Genomic DNA, 21026 nt, shown 5'->3' on the forward strand with positions numbered 1-21026 from the left:
GGCATCACCCGTAGCGGGTGACCAACTCGTCGATCGCCGGGCCGAGATAGGCCCGGGTCAGCTTCGCCCGGCGGTCGGGCCAGTCGCCCTCTCCGGAGGGTGCGGGATCGTCGTAACGCCGTCGTACGACGTCCTCCACGACCTCCGCCGGGGCCCCGAGGCCGGGCAGTATGTCGAGGGCCTCGCGCTTGGTGATCAGGCGGCCCTCCCGTCGGGTGACGGTCGCGCGGGCGAAGGTGGTCAGGCCCACGTCGACCCAGATGTCCTGGAGCCAGAGCTGCGGCTTGTCCACGGCCGGCCGCCAGTACTCCCGCTGGTCGCGTACGACGAACTCGCCCAGCTCCTGGTCCGTCACGGTCGGCAGCAGTTCTTTCGGTGATCCGCCCTGCAACACCCGCCCGAAGTCGTGCAGTTCACGCCGGGTCACGGGCGTGACGGGCCGACGGGTGACATGGTCGTGGGCCCAGGTGAGGTGCCGTTGGTTCGGGGCGTCCTGGGTGCCGGGGGCGAGGTAGCTGCAGTGCAGGTGGGTGGCGAGGGGGTCGGTGCGCAACCCCCGGTGCAGGGCGACGAGTTGGCGGGCCGTGCTCGGCTTGAGGGGGTGGTCCAGGATGGCTATCAGGTCCAGGTCGCTGCGCCCCTCCTGGTAGTCGCCCCCGGCGAGCGAACCGTGGGCCCACACGGCGACGGGCTTCAGGGGGGCCAGTTCGTTCAGGAAGCGGTCGAGCAACGCGTCGGTCGGCATTGGCCCAGTCTGTACAGCTCACTCCAGCCCGTACACCCGTTTCGCGTTGCCGACCGCGATCAGTCCCGCGACCCGCTGCGCGTCGGCAAGGGACCAGGCCCCCTCGGCGACCCAGTTGCCGAGCACCCGCCCGAGCGCCTCGCGGAACAACCGCGCGCCCACGACATGCAGTTCGGGCAGCCCGTGGGCCCCGCTGGAGAACAGGATCTTCCCGAAGGGGGCAAGCTCCAGGATCTCGGCGAGCACGGTCGCGGCCCGGGCGCCGGTGCGGACGAGGGCGGCGCCGGAGTCGGCGTAGACGTGCGGGAAGACGCCGGCGAGATGGGCCGCGTGCCGGTGGTACGGGTAGCTGTGCAGCAGCACGAGGTCGGTGCCGAGCCCGGCCGTCGCGCGCACGAAGTCGGTGAGCAGGACGGGGTCGGTGCGGTCGATCCGCAGGCCCGGTTCGCCGAGTCCCGCGTGCAGCTGGAGGGGCAGCCCGGACGCCACGGCGATCCACAGCAGGTGTCGTAGGAGCACGGGATCGGTGAGCGGGCCGCCCACCCGCCGGCCCGCCAGCCAGCGGGCCGCCGCGCCCCGGACCTCGCCCGGGCCGGGCGGTTCCGGCGCGAGCGCGAGACCGTGCCGTACACCCGCCACGGAGGTGAAGGCCACCGCGCCGGCCGCGGCGCCGTGCACCGACTCGGCGAGGTTGGCGAGGAAGGACTCGACGGTGCCGGAGGTGTCGGCGACCTGTTCGGCGAGGAGTTCGAGGCGGACGATCTCCCGCGCGTCCGCCTGGCCGGCGTTCGCCATCTCGGCGGGCCCTGTGAGGTCACCGGGCAGGCCGGTGTCGATCAGATACGTCGTGATGCCACTGCCGCGCAGCAGCCTGCGGCCCGCCTCCAGTACGCCGAGTTCACGGCGCCGGGCGAGATAGCGGGCGGGCGGACAGTGCGGCTCCAGACCGAGCAGCGGCGGGCACCAGCGCCGTACGGCGAATCCGGTCTGGGTGTCGAAGAGGGTGGTGCCGGGGGCGGGTGGGCCCTCGGTGCGGGCGAGTTGGGCCTCGAAGGTGCCGAGGCCCAGCTCCGTTCTCAGTACGCCGTGGCAGTACTGGTCCACGAGGGACGGCGTTTCGATCATCCGGGCTCCCCGTGGCAGTTGACCGCGTCGCTTGTACGGGGCCTAACGGGTGAACCGGGGGTGAGGTGTTGCTGGTACGCACCCCGTGTGAGGGGGGCGCCCAGTCGTCAGCCGTTGCTCGGGCCGCCGATCTGGATTCCTGCCATCCGCTTCCACTCGTACCGCCCCGTCGTCACCTTCGACGCGAACTCGCCGTCGAAGGCCTCGTGGACGGTGATGCCGGACTTCTCGACGGCCTGCTGGGCGATCTCGTAGGTCGTGGCCACCAGGTCTCCCCAGCCGCCGTCCTCGCCGACGAGGACGATGCGGGCGCCGCGTTCCCCGATGTACGCGACCTGGCCCTCGGCCCCGCCGTGCGCCTTGGAGAAGGTGCCGATCTGCTTGGCGAGGCGGGCCACCTGGCGCTCGGCCTTCGCGTCAACCTGCTGCGTGTCTGCCATGGCCAGGATGCTACCGACGGGTAGGTCGAACGGCGACGGGCGGGGGGAGTGACTCCTACCTCAGGAGGAGGTAGCGCACTACCTGAGGAAGGGGTCCACCGCGATCGCCACGAAGAGGATCGACACGTAGGTGATCGACCAGTGGAAGAGCCGCATCTCCTTGAGCTTGCCGCCCGTCACCTCGGCCTTGGCGCGGTTCTGGAGGCCGTGCGCCTCCCAGAGCCAGAAGCCGCCGGCCAGCAGGGCGACCAGGGTGTAGAACCAGCCGGTGTAGCCGAGGGGTGTGAGGAGGAGGGAGACGGCGACCATGACCCAGCTGTAGATCACGATCTGCCGGGCGACCACCTTGTTGGAGGCGACGACCGGGAGCATCGGCACGCCCACGCGCGCGTAGTCGTCCTTGACCTTCATGGAGAGCGGCCAGTAGTGCGGCGGCGTCCAGAAGAACATGACGAGGAAGAGAATGATCGGGGCCCAGGACATGGAGTCCTTGACCGCGGACCAGCCGATGAGGACCGGAAGGCAGCCGGCGATTCCGCCCCACACGATGTTCTGCGAGGTACGTCGTTTGAGGATCATCGTGTAGACGACGACGTAGAAGAGGAGCGCTCCGAGCGCGAGCCACGCGGACAGCCAGTTGACGGTCAGGCCGAAGAGGAGTGTCGAGACGACGGCGAGGGTGATGCCGAAGGCGAGGCACTCGCGGGGGCTGACCATCCCGGTGACGAGGGGGCGCTGCGAGGTGCGGTCCATGAGCGCGTCGATGTCGCGGTCGATGTACATGTTGAGCGCGTTCGCGCCACCGGCGGAGAGATAGCCGCCGAGGCAGGTGAGGAGGACCAGCTTGAGGTCGGGCACACCCTGCTGGGCCAGGAACATCACCGGAACGGTGGTGATCAGCAACAGCTCGATGATCCGCGGCTTGGTCAGCGCCACGAACGCCATGACCCGGGCCCCGATCGGCCGCCGGCTCGGGCTCTGACTCGCCCCGACAATCCCCGCTGGACGGGATTCAACGGCCGTCACGCACACCCCTGACAGAGACATCCCAGCGAGCCTCCGGGTGTGAACTCCCGGTAAAGGCTCGCGCGTACCACGCCACTGTAGACGTTGCCCAGACCCGGACATTCGCGGGGGTGGGGTCGTGTTGGACGGCACCCCCGGAAGAGCTGATCAGCACTCTGTTGAGCACTCGAACGAGCACCTCCGTATTCAGTTGCCGAATACGAAACGGGCCAGTCGGGAGGCGGATCCGCGAGAGTCCCGGCAGTCTGGAATGACTCGAAAAAATGCACGTTCTTACGGGGGTAGGCTCGACAACGGCCGGTGGGCGCCAAGTGCACCGGCATCCGACATGCGTGACATGTGGAGAGGAGCCCTGACTCAGGGTGAGCACCAAGCCGACCACCACAGACCTCGAGTGGACCGAGTTGGACCAGCGGGCCGTGGACACCGCCCGCGTCCTGGCCGCCGATGCCGTACAGAAGGTCGGTAACGGCCATCCCGGTACGGCCATGAGCCTCGCGCCCGCCGCCTACACCCTCTTCCAGAAGGTGATGCGGCACGACCCCGCCGACGCCGACTGGGTGGGGCGCGACCGGTTCGTGCTGTCCGCCGGCCACTCGTCCCTGACCCTCTACACACAGCTCTATCTGGCCGGTTTCGGCCTGGAGCTGGCCGACCTGGAAGCGTTCCGCACCTGGGGCTCGAAGACTCCGGGTCACCCCGAGTACGGCCACACCACCGGAGTGGAGACGACGACCGGCCCGCTGGGCCAGGGTGTCGCCAACGCCGTGGGCATGGCCATGGCCGCCCGCTACGAGCGCGGTCTGTTCGACCCGGACGCCCCGCAGGGCGAGTCCCCGTTCGACCACTACATCTTCGCGATCGCCGGTGACGGCTGTCTCCAGGAGGGCATCTCCGGAGAGGCCTCTTCGCTCGCCGGCCACCAGGAGCTCGGCAATCTCATCCTCCTGTGGGACGACAACCACATCTCCATTGAGGGCGACACCGAGACCGCGGTCTCCGAGGACACCGTCAAGCGCTACGAGGCCTACGGCTGGCACGTCCAGCGCGTCGCCCCGAAGCCGGACGGCGACCTGGACCCGCACGCCATCTACAACGCCATCGAGGCCGCGAAGAAGGTGACGAACAAGCCGTCGTTCATCGCGATGCGCTCGATCATCGCCTGGCCCGCGCCGAACGCGCAGAACACCGAGGCCGCGCACGGCTCGGCGCTCGGCGCCGACGAGGTCGCGGCCACCAAGCGCGTTCTCGGCTTCGACCCGGAGAAGTCCTTCGACGTCTCCGACGACGTCCTCAAGCACACCCGTCAGGCGCTGGAGCGGGGCCGCGAGGCGAAGGCCGCGTGGGAGCCGTCGTACCAGGAGTGGCGCACCAACAACCCGGAGCGCGCCGCCGAGTACGACCGCATCGCCGCGGGCGAGCTGCCGGCCGGCTGGGAGGACAAGCTCCCGGTGTTCGAGGCGGGCAAGGGTGTCGCCACCCGTGCCGCGTCCGGCAAGGTCCTCCAGGCGCTCGGCGCGGTCATCCCGGAGCTGTGGGGCGGCTCGGCCGACCTCGCGGGCTCGAACAACACGACGATCGACAAGACCTCGTCGTTCCTCCCCGCGGACAACCCGCTCCCGGAGGCGAACCCGTACGGCCGCACGATCCACTTCGGCATCCGCGAGCACTCCATGGCCGCGGAGATGAACGGCATCACGCTGCACGGCAACACCCGTGTCTACGGCGGTACGTTCCTCGTCTTCTCCGACTACATGCGCAACGCGGTCCGTCTCTCCGCGCTGATGCACGTACCGGTGACGTACGTGTGGACGCACGACTCCATCGGCCTCGGCGAGGACGGCCCCACGCACCAGCCGGTCGAGCACCTCGCCTCGCTGCGCGCCATCCCGGGCCTGAACGTGATCCGCCCGGCCGACGCCAACGAGACCGCGATCGCCTGGCGCGAGGTCCTGCGCCGCTACACCAAGGTCTACGGCGAGGGCGCCCCGCACGGCTTCGCGCTGACGCGTCAGGGTGTGCCGACGTACGAGGCCAACGAGGGCACCGCCAAGGGCGGTTACGTCCTGTTCGAGGCGTCCACGGGTACGCCCGAGGTGATCCTCATCGGTACCGGTTCCGAGGTGCACCTGGCCGTCGAGGCGCGCGAGCAGCTGGAGGCCTCCGGGGTGCCGACGCGGGTCGTGTCCATGCCGTGTGTGGAGTGGTTCGACGCGCAGGACAAGGAGTACCGCGACAGCGTGCTGCCGCCGTCGGTCAAGGCGCGGGTCGCGGTCGAGGCCGGGATCGGTCTGACCTGGTACCGCTTCGTCGGGGACGCCGGCCGCATCGTTTCCCTGGAGCACTTCGGGGCTTCCGCCGACGGCAAGGTGCTCTTCCAGGAGTTCGGCTTCACTGCCGAGAATGTGGCCGCCAAGGCCCGGGAATCCCTCGCCGCCGCCCAGAGCTGACGCTGACAAACGACACGTAGGAGATGCATTTTCCATGACAGACGCACTCAAGCGCCTCTCCGAGGAAGGCGTCGCGATCTGGCTGGACGACCTGTCGCGCAAGCGGATCACGTCCGGCAACCTCGCCGAACTGATCGACCAGCAGCACGTCGTGGGCGTCACCACCAACCCGTCGATCTTCCAGAAGGCCATCTCGTCGGGCGACGGTTACGAGCAGCAGCTCACCGACCTCGCCGCCCGCAAGGTCACCGTCGAAGAAGCGCTCCGCATGATCACGACGGCGGACGTCCGTGACGCCGCCGACATCCTGCGCCCGGTCTACGACGCGAGCGGCGGCCAGGACGGCCGCGTGTCGATCGAGGTCGACCCGCGCCTGGCCCACAACACGGCGGCGACGGTCGCCGAGGCCAAGCAGCTGGCCTGGCTGGTGGACCGTCCCAACACCCTGATCAAGATCCCGGCGACCAGGGCGGGCCTCCCGGCGATCGCCGAGACCATCGGCCTGGGCATCAGCGTCAACGTCACGCTGATCTTCTCGCTGGAGCGCTACCGCGAGGTCATGGACGCGTTCATCACCGGCCTGGAGAAGGCCAAGGAGCGCGGCCTGGACCTCTCCAAGATCCACTCGGTGGCGTCCTTCTTCGTGTCCCGCGTGGACACCGAGATCGACAAGCGGATCGACGCGCTCGGCACCGACGCGGCCAAGGCGGCCCGCGGCAAGGCCGGTCTCGCCAACGCCCGCCTCGCCTACCAGGCGTACGAGGAGGTCTTCTCCTCCGACCGCTGGCTGGCCCTGGACAAGGCGCAGGCCAACAAGCAGCGTCCGCTGTGGGCCTCGACCGGTGTCAAGGACAAGGCGTACAAGGACACCCTGTACGTGGACGACCTGGTGGCGCCGAACACGGTGAACACCATGCCGGAGGCCACTCTCGAGGCCACCGAGGACCACGGTCAGATCACCGGCAACACCATCGCCGGCACGTACGAGCAGTCCCGCGCCGAGCTCGACGCCGTAGAGGCGCTCGGTATCTCGTACGACGAGGTGGTGCAGCTGCTGGAGGACGAGGGCGTCGAGAAGTTCGAGGCGGCCTGGACCGACCTGCTCAAGTCGACCGAGGCGGAGCTTTCGCGCCTCGCCCCCTCGGAGGGCTGAAACCTTGTCGAGCAGCAACCCGCTGCGTGACCCCGCCGACCGACGGCTCCCGCGTATCGCGGGGCCGTCGGGCCTGGTCATCTTCGGCGTCACAGGCGATTTGTCACGCAAAAAGCTGATGCCCGCCGTGTACGACCTCGCCAACCGTGGTCTGCTGCCGCCGGGTTTCTCGCTCGTCGGCTTCGCCCGGCGCGAGTGGGCCCACGAGGACTTCGCGCAGGAGGTCCACGACGCGGTCAAGGAGCACGCCCGTACGCCGTTCCGTGAGGAGGTCTGGCAGCAGCTCGTCCAGGGGATGCGCTTCGTCCAGGGCACCTTCGACGACGACGACGCGTTCGAGCGGCTCCGTGACACGATCGACGAACTGGACAAGGCGCAGGGCACGGGCGGCAACTTCGCCTTCTATCTGTCGGTGCCGCCGCGCTCCTTCCCGGTCGTCATCCAGCAGCTGAAGAAGCACGGTCTCGCCGACCAGGAGAAGGGTTCCTGGCGCCGCGCGGTCATCGAGAAGCCCTTCGGCCACGACCTCAAGTCGGCCGAGGACCTCAACAAGGTCGTGCACGAGGTCTTCGCCGCCGACCAGGTCTTCCGCATCGACCACTACCTCGGCAAGGAGACCGTCCAGAACATCCTGGCGCTCCGCTTCGCCAACACGATGTTCGAGCCGATCTGGAACCGGTCCTTCGTGGACCACGTGCAGATCACGATGGCCGAGGACATCGGCATCGGCGGCCGGGCCGGCTACTACGACGGCATCGGCGCCGCCCGTGACGTCATCCAGAACCACCTGCTCCAGCTGATGGCGCTGACCGCGATGGAGGAGCCGTCCTCCTTCTCCGCCGACGCGCTGGCCGCCGAGAAGGAGAAGGTGCTCGGCGCGGTACGGCTGCCGAAGGACCTGGGCAAGAACACGGTCCGCGGGCAGTACGCCGAGGGCTGGCAGGGCGGCGAGAAGGCCGTCGGCTACCTCCAGGAAGACGGCATCGACCCGCAGTCGAAGACCGACACCTACGCCGCCATCAAGGTCGAGGTCGACAACCGCCGCTGGGCGGGCGTCCCCTTCTACCTGCGCACCGGCAAGCGCCTGGGCCGCCGCGTCACCGAGATCGCGGTCGTCTTCCAGCGCGCCCCGCACTCCCCCTTCGACCAGACGGCGACGGAGGAGCTGGGCCAGAACGCGATCGTCTTCCGCGTCCAGCCCGACGAGGGCGTCACGGTCCGTTTCGGCTCCAAGGTCCCCGGCACCTCGATGGAGATCCGGGACGTCTCCATGGACTTCGCCTACGGCGAGTCGTTCACGGAGTCGAGCCCCGAGGCGTACGAGCGGCTGATCCTCGACGTCCTCCTGGGCGACTCGAACCTCTTCCCGCGCACCGAGGAGGTCGAGCTGTCCTGGAAGATCCTCGACCCGATCGAGCGCTACTGGGACAAGCACGGCAAGCCGGCGCAGTACCAGTCCGGCACCTGGGGTCCGGTCGAGGCCGACGAAATGCTCGCACGAGAGGGACGGAGCTGGCGCCGGCCATGAAGATAGACCTCACCGACACCACTGCCAGCAAGATCAACAAGGGGCTGGTGAAGGCCCGCCGCGCCATCGGCACCCCGGCCGTCGGCATGGTGCTCACCCTCGTCGTCGTCACGGACGAGGAGAACGCCTACGACGCCCTGAAGGCCGCCAACGACGCGTCGCGCGAGCACCCCTCGCGCACGCTCGTCGTCATCAAGCGCGTCTCGCGCTCGCCCCGGGACCGCACCCAGTCCCGCCTCGACGCCGAGGTACGGGTGGGTACGGACGCGGGCAGCGGCGAGACGGTCGTCCTGCGGCTGTACGGCGAGGTCTCCGACCACGCCCAGTCGGTGGTGCTGCCGCTGCTGCTGCCGGACGCGCCGGTGGTCGTCTGGTGGTCGGTGGACGCGCCGCGCGACCCGGCGAACGATCCGCTGGGCGCCCTGAGCCAGCGCCGGGTCACCGACAGCTACGCGGCGGAGAAGCCCGTCGACGAGCTGCGGTCCCGCGCCGAGAGCTACGAACCGGGCGACACCGACCTGGCCTGGGCCCGGATCACCCCGTGGCGTTCGATGCTGGCCGCCGCGCTCGACCAGGTCTCCTCGGAGATCGTCTCCGTCGAGGTGGCGGGCGAGGAGTCCAACCCGAGCGTCGAACTGCTCGCGATGTGGCTCGCCGACCGCCTCCACGTGCATGTCCGGCGGGCGGTCTCGGCCGGTCCCGGTCTGACCCAGGTCCGCCTGGAGACGACCGGCGGTCCCATCACGCTGCACCGGTCGGACGGGGCGATGGCCACCCTGGCGCTGCCCGGCCAGCCGGACCGCGCGGTGGCCCTCAAGCGCCGCGAGACGTCCGAACTCCTCGCGGAGGAGCTGCGCCGGCTCGACCCGGACGACACCTACGCCTCCGCGCTGCGGTTCGGCGTGGACCGGCTGGGCGGGATCCAGTCGGCGGCGGAGCGGGCCGAGGCGGCTGCCGACCAGCCTGTACCGGCGCTGCCGGTGCGCGCGGTACCGGAGGCGGCGCCCGCGTCGGCTCCGGCTGCCGCGTCGGGGTCGGCTTCGGCCTCCGGTCCGGCTTCCGCGGGCCAGGGTGACGCCGACCGGCCGACCCCCGCGAAGATGCCCCCGGTCAAGAAGCAAGAAGGCTGATCCGCAGTGAGCACTCCCCAGCTCGTCGTCCACCGCGACAAGGAACTGATGGCCCAGGCCGCCGCGGCCCGGCTGATCACGAAGATCGTGGACGCGCAGGCCTCGCGCGGCTACGCCTCGATCGTGCTCACCGGCGGTCGCAACGGCAACGGTCTGCTGGCGGCCCTGGCGGGACAGCCCGCGCGGGACGCCATCGACTGGGGCCGGCTGGACCTCTGGTGGGGCGACGAGCGGTTCCTGCCCGAGGGCGACGCCGACCGCAATGTCACCCAGGCCCGCGAGGCGCTGCTCGACGCGGTGCCGCTGGACCCGAAGCGCGTGCACGCCATGCCCGCCTCGGACGGTCTCTACGGCGCCGACGTGGACGCCGCAGCGGCCGGTTACGCCGAGGAACTCGCCCGGTCCGCCGGTCCCGAGAACCACGGTTCCGTGCCGACCTTCGACGTCCTGATGCTGGGCGTCGGCCCGGACACCCATGTGGCGTCGCTCTTCCCGGAGCTGCCCGCCGTACGGGAGACCGAGCGCACGGTCGTCGGCGTGCACGGAGCGCCCAAGCCGCCGCCGACCCGGGTCACCCTGACCCTGCCGGCGATCCGGTCGGCCCGTGAGGTGTGGCTGCTCGCGGCGGGCGAGGACAAGGCGGAGGCCGCGGCGATCGCGCTGTCCGGCGCGGGCGAGATCCAGGCACCGGCCGCCGGTGCCCAGGGCCGCTCCCGCACCCTGTGGCTGCTGGACGCGGCGGCGGCCTCACAACTGCCCCGCGCGCTGTATCCGCCGGCTTCGCCCTGACGCCTGCGTGCTGCTGAAGAGCCCGTACGACTTCGGTCGTACGGGCTCTTCGCTGTCTCAACGCCCGCGCAGCTCGCGGTACTTGGTGACCAGAGCCGTCGTCGACGCGTCCAGGCCCGGCACGTCCGCGCCTTCGGTCAGCGCGGGTTCGACGCGCTTGGCGAGGACCTTGCCCAACTCGACGCCCCACTGGTCGAAGGAGTCGATGTTCCAGACCGCGCCCTGCACGAACACCTTGTGCTCGTAGAGCGCGATGAGCTGGCCGAGCACCGAGGGCGTCAGCTCGCGGGCCAGGATCGTGGTCGTGGGGTGGTTGCCCTTGAACGTCTTGTGCGGCACGAGTTCCTCGGGGACCCCCTCCGCGCGCACCTCGTCGGGCGTCTTGCCGAACGCCAACGCCTGTGTCTGGGCGAAGAAGTTGGCCATCAGGAGGTCGTGCTGCGCCTTGAGGCCGTCGCTCAGCTCGGCCACCGGCTCGGCGAAGCCGATGAAGTCCGCCGGGATCAACTTCGTGCCCTGGTGGATGAGTTGGTAGTAGGCGTGCTGCCCGTTCGTGCCCGGCGTGCCCCAAACCACCGGGCCCGTCTGCCAGTCGACCTCCTGGCCGTCCCGGCCGACGTACTTGCCGTTGGACTCCATGTCCAACTGCTGCAGATACGCGGTGAACTTGGACAGGTAGTGGCTGTACGGCAGGACCGCGTGCGACTGGGCGTCGTGGAAGTTGCCGTACCAGACGCCCAACAGGCCGAGCAGCAAAGGCACGTTGGACTCGGCGGGCGCGGTGCGGAAGTGCTCGTCGACCAGGTGGAAACCGTCGAGCATCTCCCGGAAGCGGTCCGGGCCGATGGCGATCATCAGCGACAGCCCGATCGCCGAGTCGTACGAGTAACGCCCGCCGACCCAGTCCCAGAACTCGAACATGTTGGCCGTGTCGATACCGAACTCGCTCACCTTGCCGGCGTTCGTCGAGAGCGCCACGAAGTGCTTGGCGACGGCGTCCTGACCGGCCTTCAGCTCGGTGAGCAGCCAGTCGCGGGCGGAGGTCGCGTTGGTGATCGTCTCGATGGTGGTGAAGGTCTTCGAGGCGATGATGAACAGCGTCTCCGCCGGGTCGAGGTCGCGGGTGGCCTCGTGCAGGTCGGCGCCGTCCACGTTCGACACGAAGCGGACCGTCAACTCGCGGTCGGTGAAGCTGCGCAGCACCTCGTAGGCCATCGCGGGGCCGAGGTCGGAGCCGCCGATGCCGATGTTGACGATGTTCTTGATGCGCTTGCCGGTGTGGCCGGTCCACTCGCCGGAGCGGACCCGCTCGGCGAAGTTCGCCATCTTGTCGAGGACCGCGTGCACGGCCGGCACGACGTTCTCGCCGTCGACCTCGATGACCGCGTCACGCGGGGCGCGCAGCGCGGTGTGCAGCACCGCGCGGTCCTCGGTCACGTTGATCTTCTCGCCGCGGAACATGGCGTCCCGGAGGCCGAACACGTCCGTGGCGGCGGCCAGCGCGTGCAGCAGCCGCAGGGTCTCGTCGGTGACGAGGTGCTTCGAGTAGTCGAGGTGCAGGTCACCGACCCGGAGCGTGTAGCCGGTGCCGCGTCCGGGATCGGCGGCGAACAGCTCCCGCAACCGGACCTCGCCGAGCTCCTTACGGTGCTTGGCCAGTGCGGTCCACTCGGGCGTCTGGTTGAGCCTGGTACGGCCGTCTGCGTTCATTGCGACTTCAGCCTTCTTTCCTACCGACCTGGGGGCCGGTTCCAACCTAATTGATCAGCCCGTGGCGCGAGCGGTCGTCCCGTTGTCCTGCGGGGCAACAACAGGTACGTCCGGCTTGACCCCAGGTATCAGTGCGATGACCGACAGGACGAAGAAGGCTGCGGTGAGCAGCGCGGGTGCGTTCAGTCCCCAGGCCTCGGCGGCGGCACCGCCTAGGAGGGCGCCCAGCGGGGCTCCGGCGACGGCCAGGGTACGGAAGGCGGAGCTGACCCGGCCCAGCATGTCGGCGGGGGTGCGCTGCTGCATCAGCGTGGTCGTGTTGACGTTCCACAGCATCCCCATGAAGCCGAAGACCGCGAGGGCCGCCACCACGGCGGTCAGGCTCCGCACGCTGCCCATGACGACGAGGGCGACGATCTGCACCAGGCCCGCGAGCAACACGCTCCGCAGCGGGCCGAGCCGGGCCGTGATCCGCCGGTTCAGGACTCCCCCGGCCAGGCCGCCGACGGTGTACGCGGTGGTCGCCGCCGCGTATCCGGCGGTGCCCGCGTCCAGCCGGCCGGTCACCAGGACGACCAGGGTGGCGATCAGCGCGCCCATGCCGATGTTGCACAGGGCCGTCGCGGCGCACAGCCCGCGCAGGGGCCGGTCGCGCCACAGGGTGCGCAGCCCGTCGGCGATCTCCCCGCGCAGGGTGCCGCCCGCCGGTCTAGGGCCTGTTGTGAAAGTCCCGTCGTCCGCCCGGAGGGCGGGCCCCGCGGCGTCTGGTGCGTGCTCTCGGCGTGCCGGGTGCAAGCCCTCGTACTGGACGTACTTGGGTTTGTGCCCGGTGCGGCGAGAGTGCGTGCCGGGCGTCGCGGGGCAGGCGGGGCTTTCGCGACAGGCCCTAGGCGCTCGCTCGGGTGCGCCGGCCCGCAGGGAGGCGACCAGCGCGGCGGCCAGCAGGAAGGTCCCCGCGTCGGCCACGAAGGGCACCGCCGCCCCGGCGGCGATCAGCAGGGGCACCACGGGCGCCCCTATCAGGCCGCCCGCGATCTGCTGGCCGGTCATCAGCCGGGCGTTGGCGCTGCTGAGCGCCGCGCGGTCGACGAGGGCCGGCAGCAGAGCCGTAGAGGCGTTGTCGAAGAGTGTCTGGAGTGTGGTCAGCGCGAAGGCCAGCGCGATGAGCAGGAGGATCGAGGCGTGGCCTAGGGCGACGGCCACCGCGAAGGCGGCGACGAGCAGGGCGCGGACCGCGTCCACCGTCCACATCGCGCGCCGCTGGTCCACCCGGTCGGCGACGGCGCCGCCGAGCAGCCCGAAGACGATCCAGGGCAGATAGCCGCAGGCGGTCACGGAGGCGATGAGCAGGGGCCGGTCGGTGAGCGAGACGGCGAGCAGCGGCAGGGCGGCACCGCGCAGCGCGTCCCCGAACCGGGAGATCACGGCGGCGCTCCACAGCCGCCCGAACCCCCCGCGCCACGCGGGCACATGACTGCCCGTCACCTCGACCGTCGTCACGGCTCCCCCTCACGATTCGTCGATGCACAAACCGTAGAGGGTGCCACTGACAATGGGTCCGGAGGCGGCCGGACGCCGGGGTGGGAAACAGCTCCGGCCAGACACCTTGTGGGCGTCCGGCCGGTTCAACTCCTAGATTTCTCCCCGCAGTTTGGCGAGTGCCTCGGCGAGGATCGCCTCGCCGTCCGCGTCGCTGCGCCGCTCCCGTACATACGCGAGGTGCGTCTTGTAGGGCTCGGTGCGCGGCGGGTCCGGCGGGTTGTCCCGGTCCTGTCCGGCGGGAAAGCCGCAGCGGGGGCAGTCCCAGGTGTCGGGGACCTGCGCGTCGCTGGCGAAGCTGGGCTGCGTCTCGTGCCCGTTGGAGCACCAGAAGGAGATGCGCAGCCGGGGCGCGGACTCGCCACGCTCGGCCTCGCCCATCGGCCCCGCCCCGACCCGGCTTCCACGGATCGCGTTGCCACTTGCCACGGTCGTAACTCCCTGCGTGATGGTGCCGCGAAGCGAGTCGGCGTTTCGCTCCGTTGCGAGCGCCTCAGTCTACGTAAGGCCCAACGCGCGTCCAGTGGTTGGAGTTACAGCCCCTACACCTAGACGCAAGCCCCATGATAGGCCGCGCTCAGCTGCGCGTACCGAACATGGGGCCTTACGTACGGAATGTGCGAAGGAACGTGCGGTCAGTTCGTCTTCATCAGCAGGCCGAGCACGACGATGCAGGCGAACCAGAGCAGACCGAGCACCACGGTGATGCGGTCGAGGTTGCGCTCGGCGACCGAAGAACCACCGACGGACGACGCCATGCCGCCACCGAACATGTCGGAGAGACCGCCGCCCTTCCCCTTGTGCATCAGCACCAGCAGCATCAGCAGCAGGCTGAAGACGATCAGGGCGATCGAGAACCCCAAAACCACGGCTGGACCAACTTCCTCGGATTCGGACGGACGACGGGGACACGGCCGTGGAGCCATGTCCCCGCAAGGGTACGACGGATCGTCGCTAAGGCCTACTCACGGTCTCACTGGTCGCGGAAGCGCACGATCTTGACGAACTCGTCGGCGTCCAGCGAGGCACCGCCGACCAGGGCGCCGTCGACGTCGGGCTTGGCCATGATCTCGGCGACGTTGCCGGACTTGACGGAGCCGCCGTACTGGATGCGGACCTGGTCGGCGAGCTCCTGGGTGTACAGCTCGGCGAGCTTGCCGCGGATGGCCTGGCAGACCTCCTGGGCGTCGTCGGCGCCGCAGACCTTGCCGGTGCCGATGGCCCAGACGGGCTCGTAGGCGATGACGACCGACTCGGCCTGCTCGGCCGGGACGTCCTTGAGGCCGCCCTCGACCTGGGAGAGCGTGTGGGCGACGTGGTTGCCCGCCTCGCGGATCTCCAGTTCCTCGCCGACGCACAGGATCGGGGTGAGGCCGTGCTTGTAGGCGGCCTTGACCTTGGTGTTGACGATCTCGTCGGTCTCGGCGTGGTACTGGCGGCGCTCGGAGTGGCCGATCGCCACGTACGTGCACTTCAGCTTGGCCAGCATGGCTCCGGAGATCTCGCCGGTGTAGGCGCCGGAGTCGTGGGCCGAGATGTCCTGGGCGCCGTACTTGATCTTGAGCTTGTCGCCGTCGACCAGGGTCTGCACGGAGCGCAGGTCGGTGAAGGGCGGCAGGACGGCGACCTCGACGGCCTCGTAGTCCTTGTCCGCGAGGGCGAAGGCGAGCTTCTGGACGTGGGCGATGGCCTCGAGGTGGTTGAGGTTCATCTTCCAGTTGCCCGCCATGATCGGCGTGCGCGTGCTCATGTAGGTCAGTCCTCCAGTGCGGCGAGGCCGGGGAGCGTCTTGCCCTCGAGGTATTCGAGGGAGGCGCCGCCGCCGGTCGAGATGTGTCCGAATGCCGTCTCGTCGAAGCCCAGGATGCGGACGGCGGCGGCGGAGTCGCCACCGCCGACGACGGTGAAGGCCTGGGAGTCGACGAGGGCCTGGGCGACCGCCTTGGTGCCCTCGGCGTAGTCGGGGTGCTCGAAGACGCCCATCGGGCCGTTCCAGAAGATGGTGGCCGCGTCGGCGAGCTTCGAGGCGTACAGGGCACCGGTCTCGGGACCGATGTCGAGACCCATGTGGTCGGCCGGGATGGCGTCCGCGGCGACGGTGACGGGGTGGGACGGGGCCTTCGTCTTCAGGTCCGGGAAGGCGGTCGCGGCCACGACGTCGACGGGTACGACCAGTTCGACGCCGTTCTTCTCGGCGCGCTCGACGTACTCGGTGACGGCGGGCAGCTGGTCGTCCTGGACCAGGGAGGCGCCGATCTCGTAGCCCTTGGCCTTGAGGAAGGTGAAGGCCATGCCGCCGCCGATGAGCAGCCGGTCGGCCTTGCCGAGGAGCTGGTCGATGACGGCGAGCTTGTCGGAGACCTTGGAGCCGCCGAGGGCGACGACGTAGGGCCGCTTGACGTCCTCGGTGAGCTTCTTCAGGACGCCGACCTCGGTGGCGATGAGGTAGCCGGCGTAGTGCGGCAGCCGGGCCGGGAGGTCGTACACGGAGGCGTGCTTGCGGTGCACGGCGCCGAAACCGTCGCCCACGTAGACATCGGCCAGGGCGGCGAGCTGGTCGGCGAACTCGCCGCGCTCGGTGTCGTCCTTGGCGGTCTCGCCGGCGTTGAAGCGCAGGTTCTCGATGACCGCGACCTGGCCGGGCTCCAGGCCCCGCACCGCGTCGTGGGCGGCGGGGCCGACGGTGTCCTGGGCGAACGCGACGGGCGCGCCGAGGAGTTCGGCGAGGCGCTCGGCGGGCTGGAGGAGGGAGAAGGCCGGGTCTGGGGCGCCCTTGGGGCGGCCGAGGTGCGAGGCCACGATCACCTTGGCGCCGGCCTCGACGAGGGCCTTGATCGTGGGCAGTACGGCCCGGATGCGGCCGTCGTCGGTGATGAGGCCGTCGGCCAGCGGGACGTTGAGGTCGGCGCGGACGAAGACCCGCTTGCCGTCCACGCCTTCGGCGAGAAGTTCGTCGATCGTCTTCATGAAAGGGGCTCCTAGGGAAGGCTCTTCGGGCTCTTCGGATCCGAGAGGGCTGATCGATCACTACGTAGTAGGCGATCGATCACTACGCAGCGCAGGGCTCGGACAGCGCGGCGTGCGCTGCCCGAGCCCTGGCTCACATCGAGTTGCCTGCTCTGGGAACTAGAGCTGGCCGCCGACGAAGACCGTGAGGTCGACGAGGCGGTTGGAGTAGCCCCACTCGTTGTCGTACCAGCCGAGGATCTTCACCGAGGTGCCGTCCTGGACCATCGTCAGGGAGGAGTCGAAGGTGCAGGAGGCCGGGTCGCTGACGATGTCCGAGGAGACGATCTCGTCCTCGGTGTACGCCAGGAGGCCCTTGAGGGGACCGTCCTCGGAGGCCTTCTTGAACGCGGCGTTGACCTCGTCCTTGGTGACCGGGCGGGTCAGTTCCACGACCAGGTCGGTGGCCGAGCCGGTCGGGACCGGGACGCGCATCGCGATGCCGTCGAGCTTGCCCTTGAGCTGCGGGAGGACCAGGGCGGTCGCCTTGGCGGCACCGGTCGTCGTCGGGATGATGTTCTCGGCGGCGGCGCGGGCGCGGCGCAGGTCCTTGTGCGGGAAGTCCAGGATGCGCTGGTCGTTGGTGTACGCGTGGACCGTCGTCATCAGGCCCTTGACGATGCCGAAGTTCTCGTCGAGAACCTTGGCCATCGGCGCCACGCAGTTGGTGGTGCAGGAGGCGTTCGAGATGACGTGGTGCTGGGCCGCGTCGTACTTGTCCTGGTTGACGCCCATCACGATGGTGATGTCCTCGTCCTTGGCCGGAGCCGAGATGAGGACCTTCTTGGCGCCGCCGGCGATGTGCTTCTCGGCGTCGGCCTTCTTCGTGAAGATGCCGGTCGACTCGATGACGATGTCGACGCCCAGCTCGCCCCACGGAATGTCCGAGGGGTTGCGCTCGGACAGCACCTTGATGGTGTGTCCGTCGACGGTGATCGTGTCGGCGGTGTGCGACACCTCGGCCTTGAGGCGGCCCAGGATGGTGTCGTACTTCAGAAGGTGAGCGGTGGTCGCGGTGTCACCCAGGTCGTTGACAGCCACGATCTCGATGTCAGCACCCTGCTCCAGCAGCGCGCGGAAGTAGTTACGACCGATGCGGCCAAAGCCGTTGATGCCTACGCGGATCGTCACGAACCGATCTCCTCGTTGGTACGCCGGCTCAGTGCCGGCGAGTTGTATGGGATGTCCCCGACCGCCTACGACCCTACCCTCCTGAGCCCGCCGAGGTGACATCGAGTTGCCCCATACACCGCAGGGCGGTCCGTACCCGCCAGTAGGGGTACGGACCGCCCTGGATGTTCATGACATCGTCACACCGAGTCAGCTCTTCAGAGCCGCCAGTGCCTTCTTGAGCAGGGCCGCGCGGTCGGTGGCCGAGGTGACCTGCTCCAGGCCGAAGCCCAGCAGTACGGTCCGGTCGGTGGTGACCGCGCCGTAGGTCTGGAAGAGGGCTCCGGTGCGGGTCCAGTCGTTCAGGACCGCGGGGCTGCCGGCGGGCGGGCCGGTCACGGTCCAGGCGCCGAGGGAGGTCTCGAAGCCCTCGATCTGGGTGGCCGTGCCGCCCACGACGAGCGAGGTGTCGTCGGCGAGGACGCCGTGGCCGCCGGTGCCCGGGTCGGTGATGTAACTGAGCGAGACCTCCACGGACTTGCCCGCGTAGGCGCTCAGGTCGAAGCCGACCTGCTGCCAGCCGTTGGACGCTCCGGTGAGGCTGTTCCACGAGCCGGTGGTGCCGGTCGCGGTGCAGCCGCTGCTCGCGACCGTCAGGTAGTGCTTGAGCCAGGGGTGCTCGGCGACCAGGAATCCGGCCTCGCACTCCGTCGGTACGGCGGTGCTGGTGGCGCCGCCGACCTCAGGGAGCGTGGTCCAGTCGTCGGCCCCGGTGGTGTGGATCTCGACGACGGCGTGGTCGTAGCCGGGCTCGGTGTCCCACAGCAGCTCGCTGCGCAGCGTGGGCTTGTCGGCCGCGGTCACCCCGGTGAGGTCGATGGTGCGGGTGAGGCGCTTGTAGGCGTCGTCGGTGTGGACGGCCGCCGCCATGTACGAACCCGCGTAGGGCCCGTACGGGTTGACGGTCCCGGCGAACTTGCCCGCCCCCGCGCTCGCGAACTGCGGGTACTTGGCGGGGGACAGCGAGTCGGAGGTGACGCTGTAGGTGCCCGCCCGGTCCAGCGGGTTGCCGGGCGCGCCGCTGAGCGCTCCGGTGAATCCGTCGAGCTTGTTGGAGCCGGTGAAGCCGGTGGCCCCGGGGGTGGACGTACGGGAGTAGGCGCCCAGGTAGTACTGGCTGAAGTCGTTCGAGGGGGTGCCGTCGGCGAGGGCGACGGAGCCGCCGGCCTGTTCGCCGGCCTCGATCAGCTTGCCGCCCTCGTTGAGGAAGGCGCGCAGCTGGAGCTGGGTGTCGTTGCCCGGTCCGGCCGCGCCGGAGTAGTGGACGACCGTCTTGAAGTGGTCGAGCACGGCGAGCGCGTCGGGCGCGCCCTGGGTGGCGACGTCCCAGACGAGCGGCTTGCGGCCGTTCGCCTTCAGCGCGTCGACGTAGGCCTGCGCCTGGGTGGCGGCGGCGCCCTCCTCGGCGACGACAAGGGTGTCGGCCGAGGGCAGCTTGGCCACCGTGTACGTGAAGTGGGCGCTGGAGGTGGGTTTCCCGGCCTTCGTCCTGCCGGTGAACCACACCTCGACCTTGTCGCCCGGGTCGCCGTCCTTGACCTTGGCCCGGTACTCGTCGAAGTACAGGTTGTCGTCCCCGCCGTAGGTCTGGCCGCCCTTCCAGGGCTTGAGCGCCACGTCCTGCGTACGGCCGCCGTTGACGCGGTACTTGAGCTCCTTGTCGCGCACGGACTTCCGTACGACGACGGAGACCGTCTGGTCGGCGCCGCGCGCGTACGACGTGGCGAAGGTGGCCGGGGTGAAGTCGGCGGCGCTGAGGCCGACGGACGACTTCGGCTGGTCGGGGTGGACGGCCGTCTCGGCGACGGAGAGCGCGAAGGGGATGTTCTTCGCGAACTCGTCCTGGATCAGCTTCTCGTCGTCGGGGAAGTTGAAGACGGACTGGCAGTCGGCCGCGTTCCAGGCGTCGTTGGGGTCGATGTTCGACGCGGTCTGGCAGGTCGACATCTCCGGGGTGAACATCGACATGCCGTTGACGTTCGACGCGTGGCCGTCCGCCTCGCCGTTGGTCGTGTACAGCTCCGAGGAGACCTGCGAGTGGTAGCCGGGGATCGCCGGGTTGTCGGGCGTGCCCGCGAGCGCCTTGTAGAGCACGTCGTCCGGGGTGGGTGTCGCGACCTGCCAGCCGACCCCGTAGAGGAGGAGTTCGGCGGCGGAGTGGTAGTTGATGCCGTAGGTGAAGCCGATCCGCTTCTCGAAGTTGTCGAGCGCCTGCGTCTCGGGCTCGGAGGCGGGGGCCGTGCCGCGGTACGTCTCACTGGTCGGGTTCGGGGACGAGCCCTCGTCGTCGTAGCCCCACTTGTAGGCGAAGTTGCGGTTGAGGTCGACGCCGTCGCCGGTGGAGATGGTGCCGTCGCCGTTGACGTCCCGCAGGTTCTTGCGCCACAGGCGGGTGTTGGTGTCCTTGAAGGTGTAGTCGTAGCCGTCCGGGTTGGCGGAGAGCACGAACCACAGTTCCGTGGAGTCGACGATCTTCTTGACGCGCTTGTCGGTCTTGTAGTTGTCCAGGTAGTAGTGCATCAGCCGGCGGGTCATTTCCGGCGTGATCCACTCGCGCGCGTGCTGGTTGGACACGTACAGCACCGAGGGCTTGGAGCCGTCCTTGGTCTTCTTCGCGTTCTTGGTCAGTTTGAGCGCGAGGATGTCCTGGCCGTTGATCGTCTTGCCGATGGACTCGACCTTGGTGAGACCGGGGTTGGCCTGCCCCGTCCTGACGATCTCCTCTTTCAGACCGCCGCTTCCGCTGTACGGCCGGAACACGCCCTGCGCCGCGTTCTCGACGCGGGTCTCGGCCTTCGCCGAGAGGGTGTGCTCGGTGAGGTCGACGCCCTGCTTCTCCAGCTTCTGGGCCTGCTGGTCGGTCAGGTAGACCTCGACGGAGGTCTTGCCGGCGGCCGAGAACTGGTTGTCGCCGAGTTCGTGCGCGTCCTGTCCGGCCTTCAGGAGCAGGGGTATCTGCTTCTGGGTGACGTCGGCGTGGAAGACCTTGACCTCGTCGGGGTCGGCCTTCGCGGAGCTCCCGCCCTGCGCCTGGGCGATGGGCGCGATGCTCGCCCCGGCCATCAGGAGCGCGCCGACAGCGAGGATCGATCTCGCTCTGTGTCTCATGAACCCCCCTTGCGATTGTTCGCCACAGCAGCGAACAGTTGCCAGGCTCATGACACTTCATGATCGAGTCAAGGGCGACACAAGGACAGACAAACGCCGGTGAGGAT

At 69.4% G+C, this 21026-nt stretch carries 17 protein-coding genes; 5 read left to right on the plus strand and 12 right to left on the minus strand.

Annotated elements, in window-relative coordinates:
* Window positions 1-4 precede the first annotated feature (4 nt).
* From SSP08S_RS10540 to SSP08S_RS10555, 4 genes are all read right to left on the minus strand, one after another.
* Complete coding sequence (locus SSP08S_RS10540) at window positions 5-745, minus strand: nucleotidyltransferase domain-containing protein (RefSeq protein WP_019067552.1); 741 nt, start codon at window positions 743-745, stop codon at window positions 5-7.
* A gap of 18 nt (window positions 746-763) precedes the next feature.
* Window positions 764-1870: an amidohydrolase family protein gene (locus tag SSP08S_RS10545; protein WP_019067553.1), complete on the minus strand. Its 1107-nt coding sequence runs from the start codon at window positions 1868-1870 to the stop codon at window positions 764-766.
* A 107-nt stretch (window positions 1871-1977) separates the two neighbouring features.
* Complete coding sequence (locus SSP08S_RS10550) at window positions 1978-2310, minus strand: hypothetical protein (RefSeq protein WP_019067554.1); 333 nt, start codon at window positions 2308-2310, stop codon at window positions 1978-1980.
* Window positions 2311-2388: 78 nt separating this feature from the next.
* Window positions 2389-3342 carry a heme o synthase gene (locus SSP08S_RS10555; RefSeq protein ID WP_051105887.1) on the minus strand — a complete coding sequence of 318 codons (954 nt, stop codon included), beginning with the start codon at window positions 3340-3342 and terminating at the stop codon, window positions 2389-2391.
* Window positions 3343-3698: 356 nt separating this feature from the next.
* On the opposite strand from SSP08S_RS10555, the gene tkt reads away from it, so the two are divergent.
* From tkt to pgl, 5 genes are read left to right on the plus strand one after another with little or no spacing between them, the layout of a single operon-like run.
* A complete protein-coding gene (gene tkt / locus SSP08S_RS10560; protein WP_019067556.1) occupies window positions 3699-5786 on the plus strand; it encodes a transketolase in 2088 nt (695 codons plus the stop codon).
* 34 nt (window positions 5787-5820) lie between these two features.
* Entirely contained in the window at window positions 5821-6939 is a 1119-nt protein-coding gene (gene tal / locus SSP08S_RS10565; RefSeq protein WP_019067557.1) for a transaldolase, read from the plus strand.
* A gap of 4 nt (window positions 6940-6943) precedes the next feature.
* Entirely contained in the window at window positions 6944-8467 is a 1524-nt protein-coding gene (gene zwf / locus SSP08S_RS10570) for a glucose-6-phosphate dehydrogenase (protein ID WP_019067558.1), read from the plus strand.
* Window positions 8464-9597: a glucose-6-phosphate dehydrogenase assembly protein OpcA gene (gene opcA / locus SSP08S_RS10575; RefSeq protein WP_019067559.1), complete on the plus strand. Its 1134-nt coding sequence runs from the start codon at window positions 8464-8466 to the stop codon at window positions 9595-9597. The genes zwf and opcA overlap by 4 nt, the downstream gene beginning before the upstream one ends.
* 6 nt (window positions 9598-9603) lie before the next feature.
* Window positions 9604-10386 carry a 6-phosphogluconolactonase gene (pgl, locus tag SSP08S_RS10580; protein WP_019067560.1) on the plus strand — a complete coding sequence of 261 codons (783 nt, stop codon included), beginning with the start codon at window positions 9604-9606 and terminating at the stop codon, window positions 10384-10386.
* A 57-nt stretch (window positions 10387-10443) separates the two neighbouring features.
* On the opposite strand, the gene pgi is transcribed toward pgl, so the two are convergent.
* From pgi to SSP08S_RS10620, 8 genes are all read right to left on the minus strand, one after another.
* A complete protein-coding gene (gene pgi, locus SSP08S_RS10585; RefSeq protein ID WP_019067561.1) occupies window positions 10444-12096 on the minus strand; it encodes a glucose-6-phosphate isomerase in 1653 nt (550 codons plus the stop codon).
* 54 nt (window positions 12097-12150) lie between these two features.
* On the minus strand, window positions 12151-13596 hold the full coding sequence (locus SSP08S_RS10590) for an MFS transporter (RefSeq protein ID WP_019067562.1): 1446 nt from the start codon (window positions 13594-13596) through the stop codon (window positions 12151-12153).
* Between the two features lie 132 nt (window positions 13597-13728).
* Window positions 13729-14064, minus strand: coding sequence for an RNA polymerase-binding protein RbpA (locus SSP08S_RS10595; protein ID WP_003957010.1), 336 nt, complete (start codon window positions 14062-14064; stop codon window positions 13729-13731).
* A gap of 206 nt (window positions 14065-14270) precedes the next feature.
* Window positions 14271-14504 (minus strand): preprotein translocase subunit SecG, encoded by a 234-nt coding sequence (gene secG / locus SSP08S_RS10600; RefSeq protein ID WP_078532404.1) that lies wholly within the window; start codon window positions 14502-14504, stop codon window positions 14271-14273.
* A 104-nt stretch (window positions 14505-14608) separates the two neighbouring features.
* Window positions 14609-15385 carry a triose-phosphate isomerase gene (gene tpiA / locus SSP08S_RS10605; RefSeq protein ID WP_019067564.1) on the minus strand — a complete coding sequence of 259 codons (777 nt, stop codon included), beginning with the start codon at window positions 15383-15385 and terminating at the stop codon, window positions 14609-14611.
* 5 nt (window positions 15386-15390) lie between these two features.
* Window positions 15391-16602 (minus strand): phosphoglycerate kinase, encoded by a 1212-nt coding sequence (locus tag SSP08S_RS10610; protein WP_019067565.1) that lies wholly within the window; start codon window positions 16600-16602, stop codon window positions 15391-15393.
* A 159-nt stretch (window positions 16603-16761) separates the two neighbouring features.
* Window positions 16762-17772 carry a type I glyceraldehyde-3-phosphate dehydrogenase gene (gene gap / locus SSP08S_RS10615; protein WP_019067566.1) on the minus strand — a complete coding sequence of 337 codons (1011 nt, stop codon included), beginning with the start codon at window positions 17770-17772 and terminating at the stop codon, window positions 16762-16764.
* A 189-nt stretch (window positions 17773-17961) separates the two neighbouring features.
* Entirely contained in the window at window positions 17962-20919 is a 2958-nt protein-coding gene (locus SSP08S_RS10620; protein ID WP_026178368.1) for a M14 family metallopeptidase, read from the minus strand.
* Window positions 20920-21026: the final 107 nt, after the last annotated feature.

It is taken from the genome of Streptomyces hokutonensis (assembly GCF_000376565.1).
In the GTDB taxonomy this organism is placed as follows: Bacteria; Actinomycetota; Actinomycetes; order Streptomycetales; family Streptomycetaceae; genus Streptomyces; species Streptomyces hokutonensis.

Bases quoted from the DNA above. Each gene is read 5' to 3' on its own strand.
- SSP08S_RS10540 (WP_019067552.1), bottom strand. From the start codon at position 745: ATGCCGACCGACGCGTTGCTCGACCGCTTCCTGAACGAACTGGCCCCC.
- SSP08S_RS10545 (WP_019067553.1), bottom strand. From the start codon at position 1,870: ATGATCGAAACGCCGTCCCTCGTGGACCAGTACTGCCACGGCGTACTG.
- SSP08S_RS10550 (WP_019067554.1), bottom strand. From the start codon at position 2,310: ATGGCAGACACGCAGCAGGTTGACGCGAAGGCCGAGCGCCAGGTGGCC.
- tal (WP_019067557.1), top strand. From the start codon at position 5,821: ATGACAGACGCACTCAAGCGCCTCTCCGAGGAAGGCGTCGCGATCTGG.
- opcA (WP_019067559.1), top strand. From the start codon at position 8,464: ATGAAGATAGACCTCACCGACACCACTGCCAGCAAGATCAACAAGGGG.
- pgi (WP_019067561.1), bottom strand. From the start codon at position 12,096: ATGAACGCAGACGGCCGTACCAGGCTCAACCAGACGCCCGAGTGGACC.
- tpiA (WP_019067564.1), bottom strand. From the start codon at position 15,385: ATGAGCACGCGCACGCCGATCATGGCGGGCAACTGGAAGATGAACCTC.
- SSP08S_RS10610 (WP_019067565.1), bottom strand. From the start codon at position 16,602: ATGAAGACGATCGACGAACTTCTCGCCGAAGGCGTGGACGGCAAGCGG.
- SSP08S_RS10620 (WP_026178368.1), bottom strand. From the start codon at position 20,919: ATGAGACACAGAGCGAGATCGATCCTCGCTGTCGGCGCGCTCCTGATG.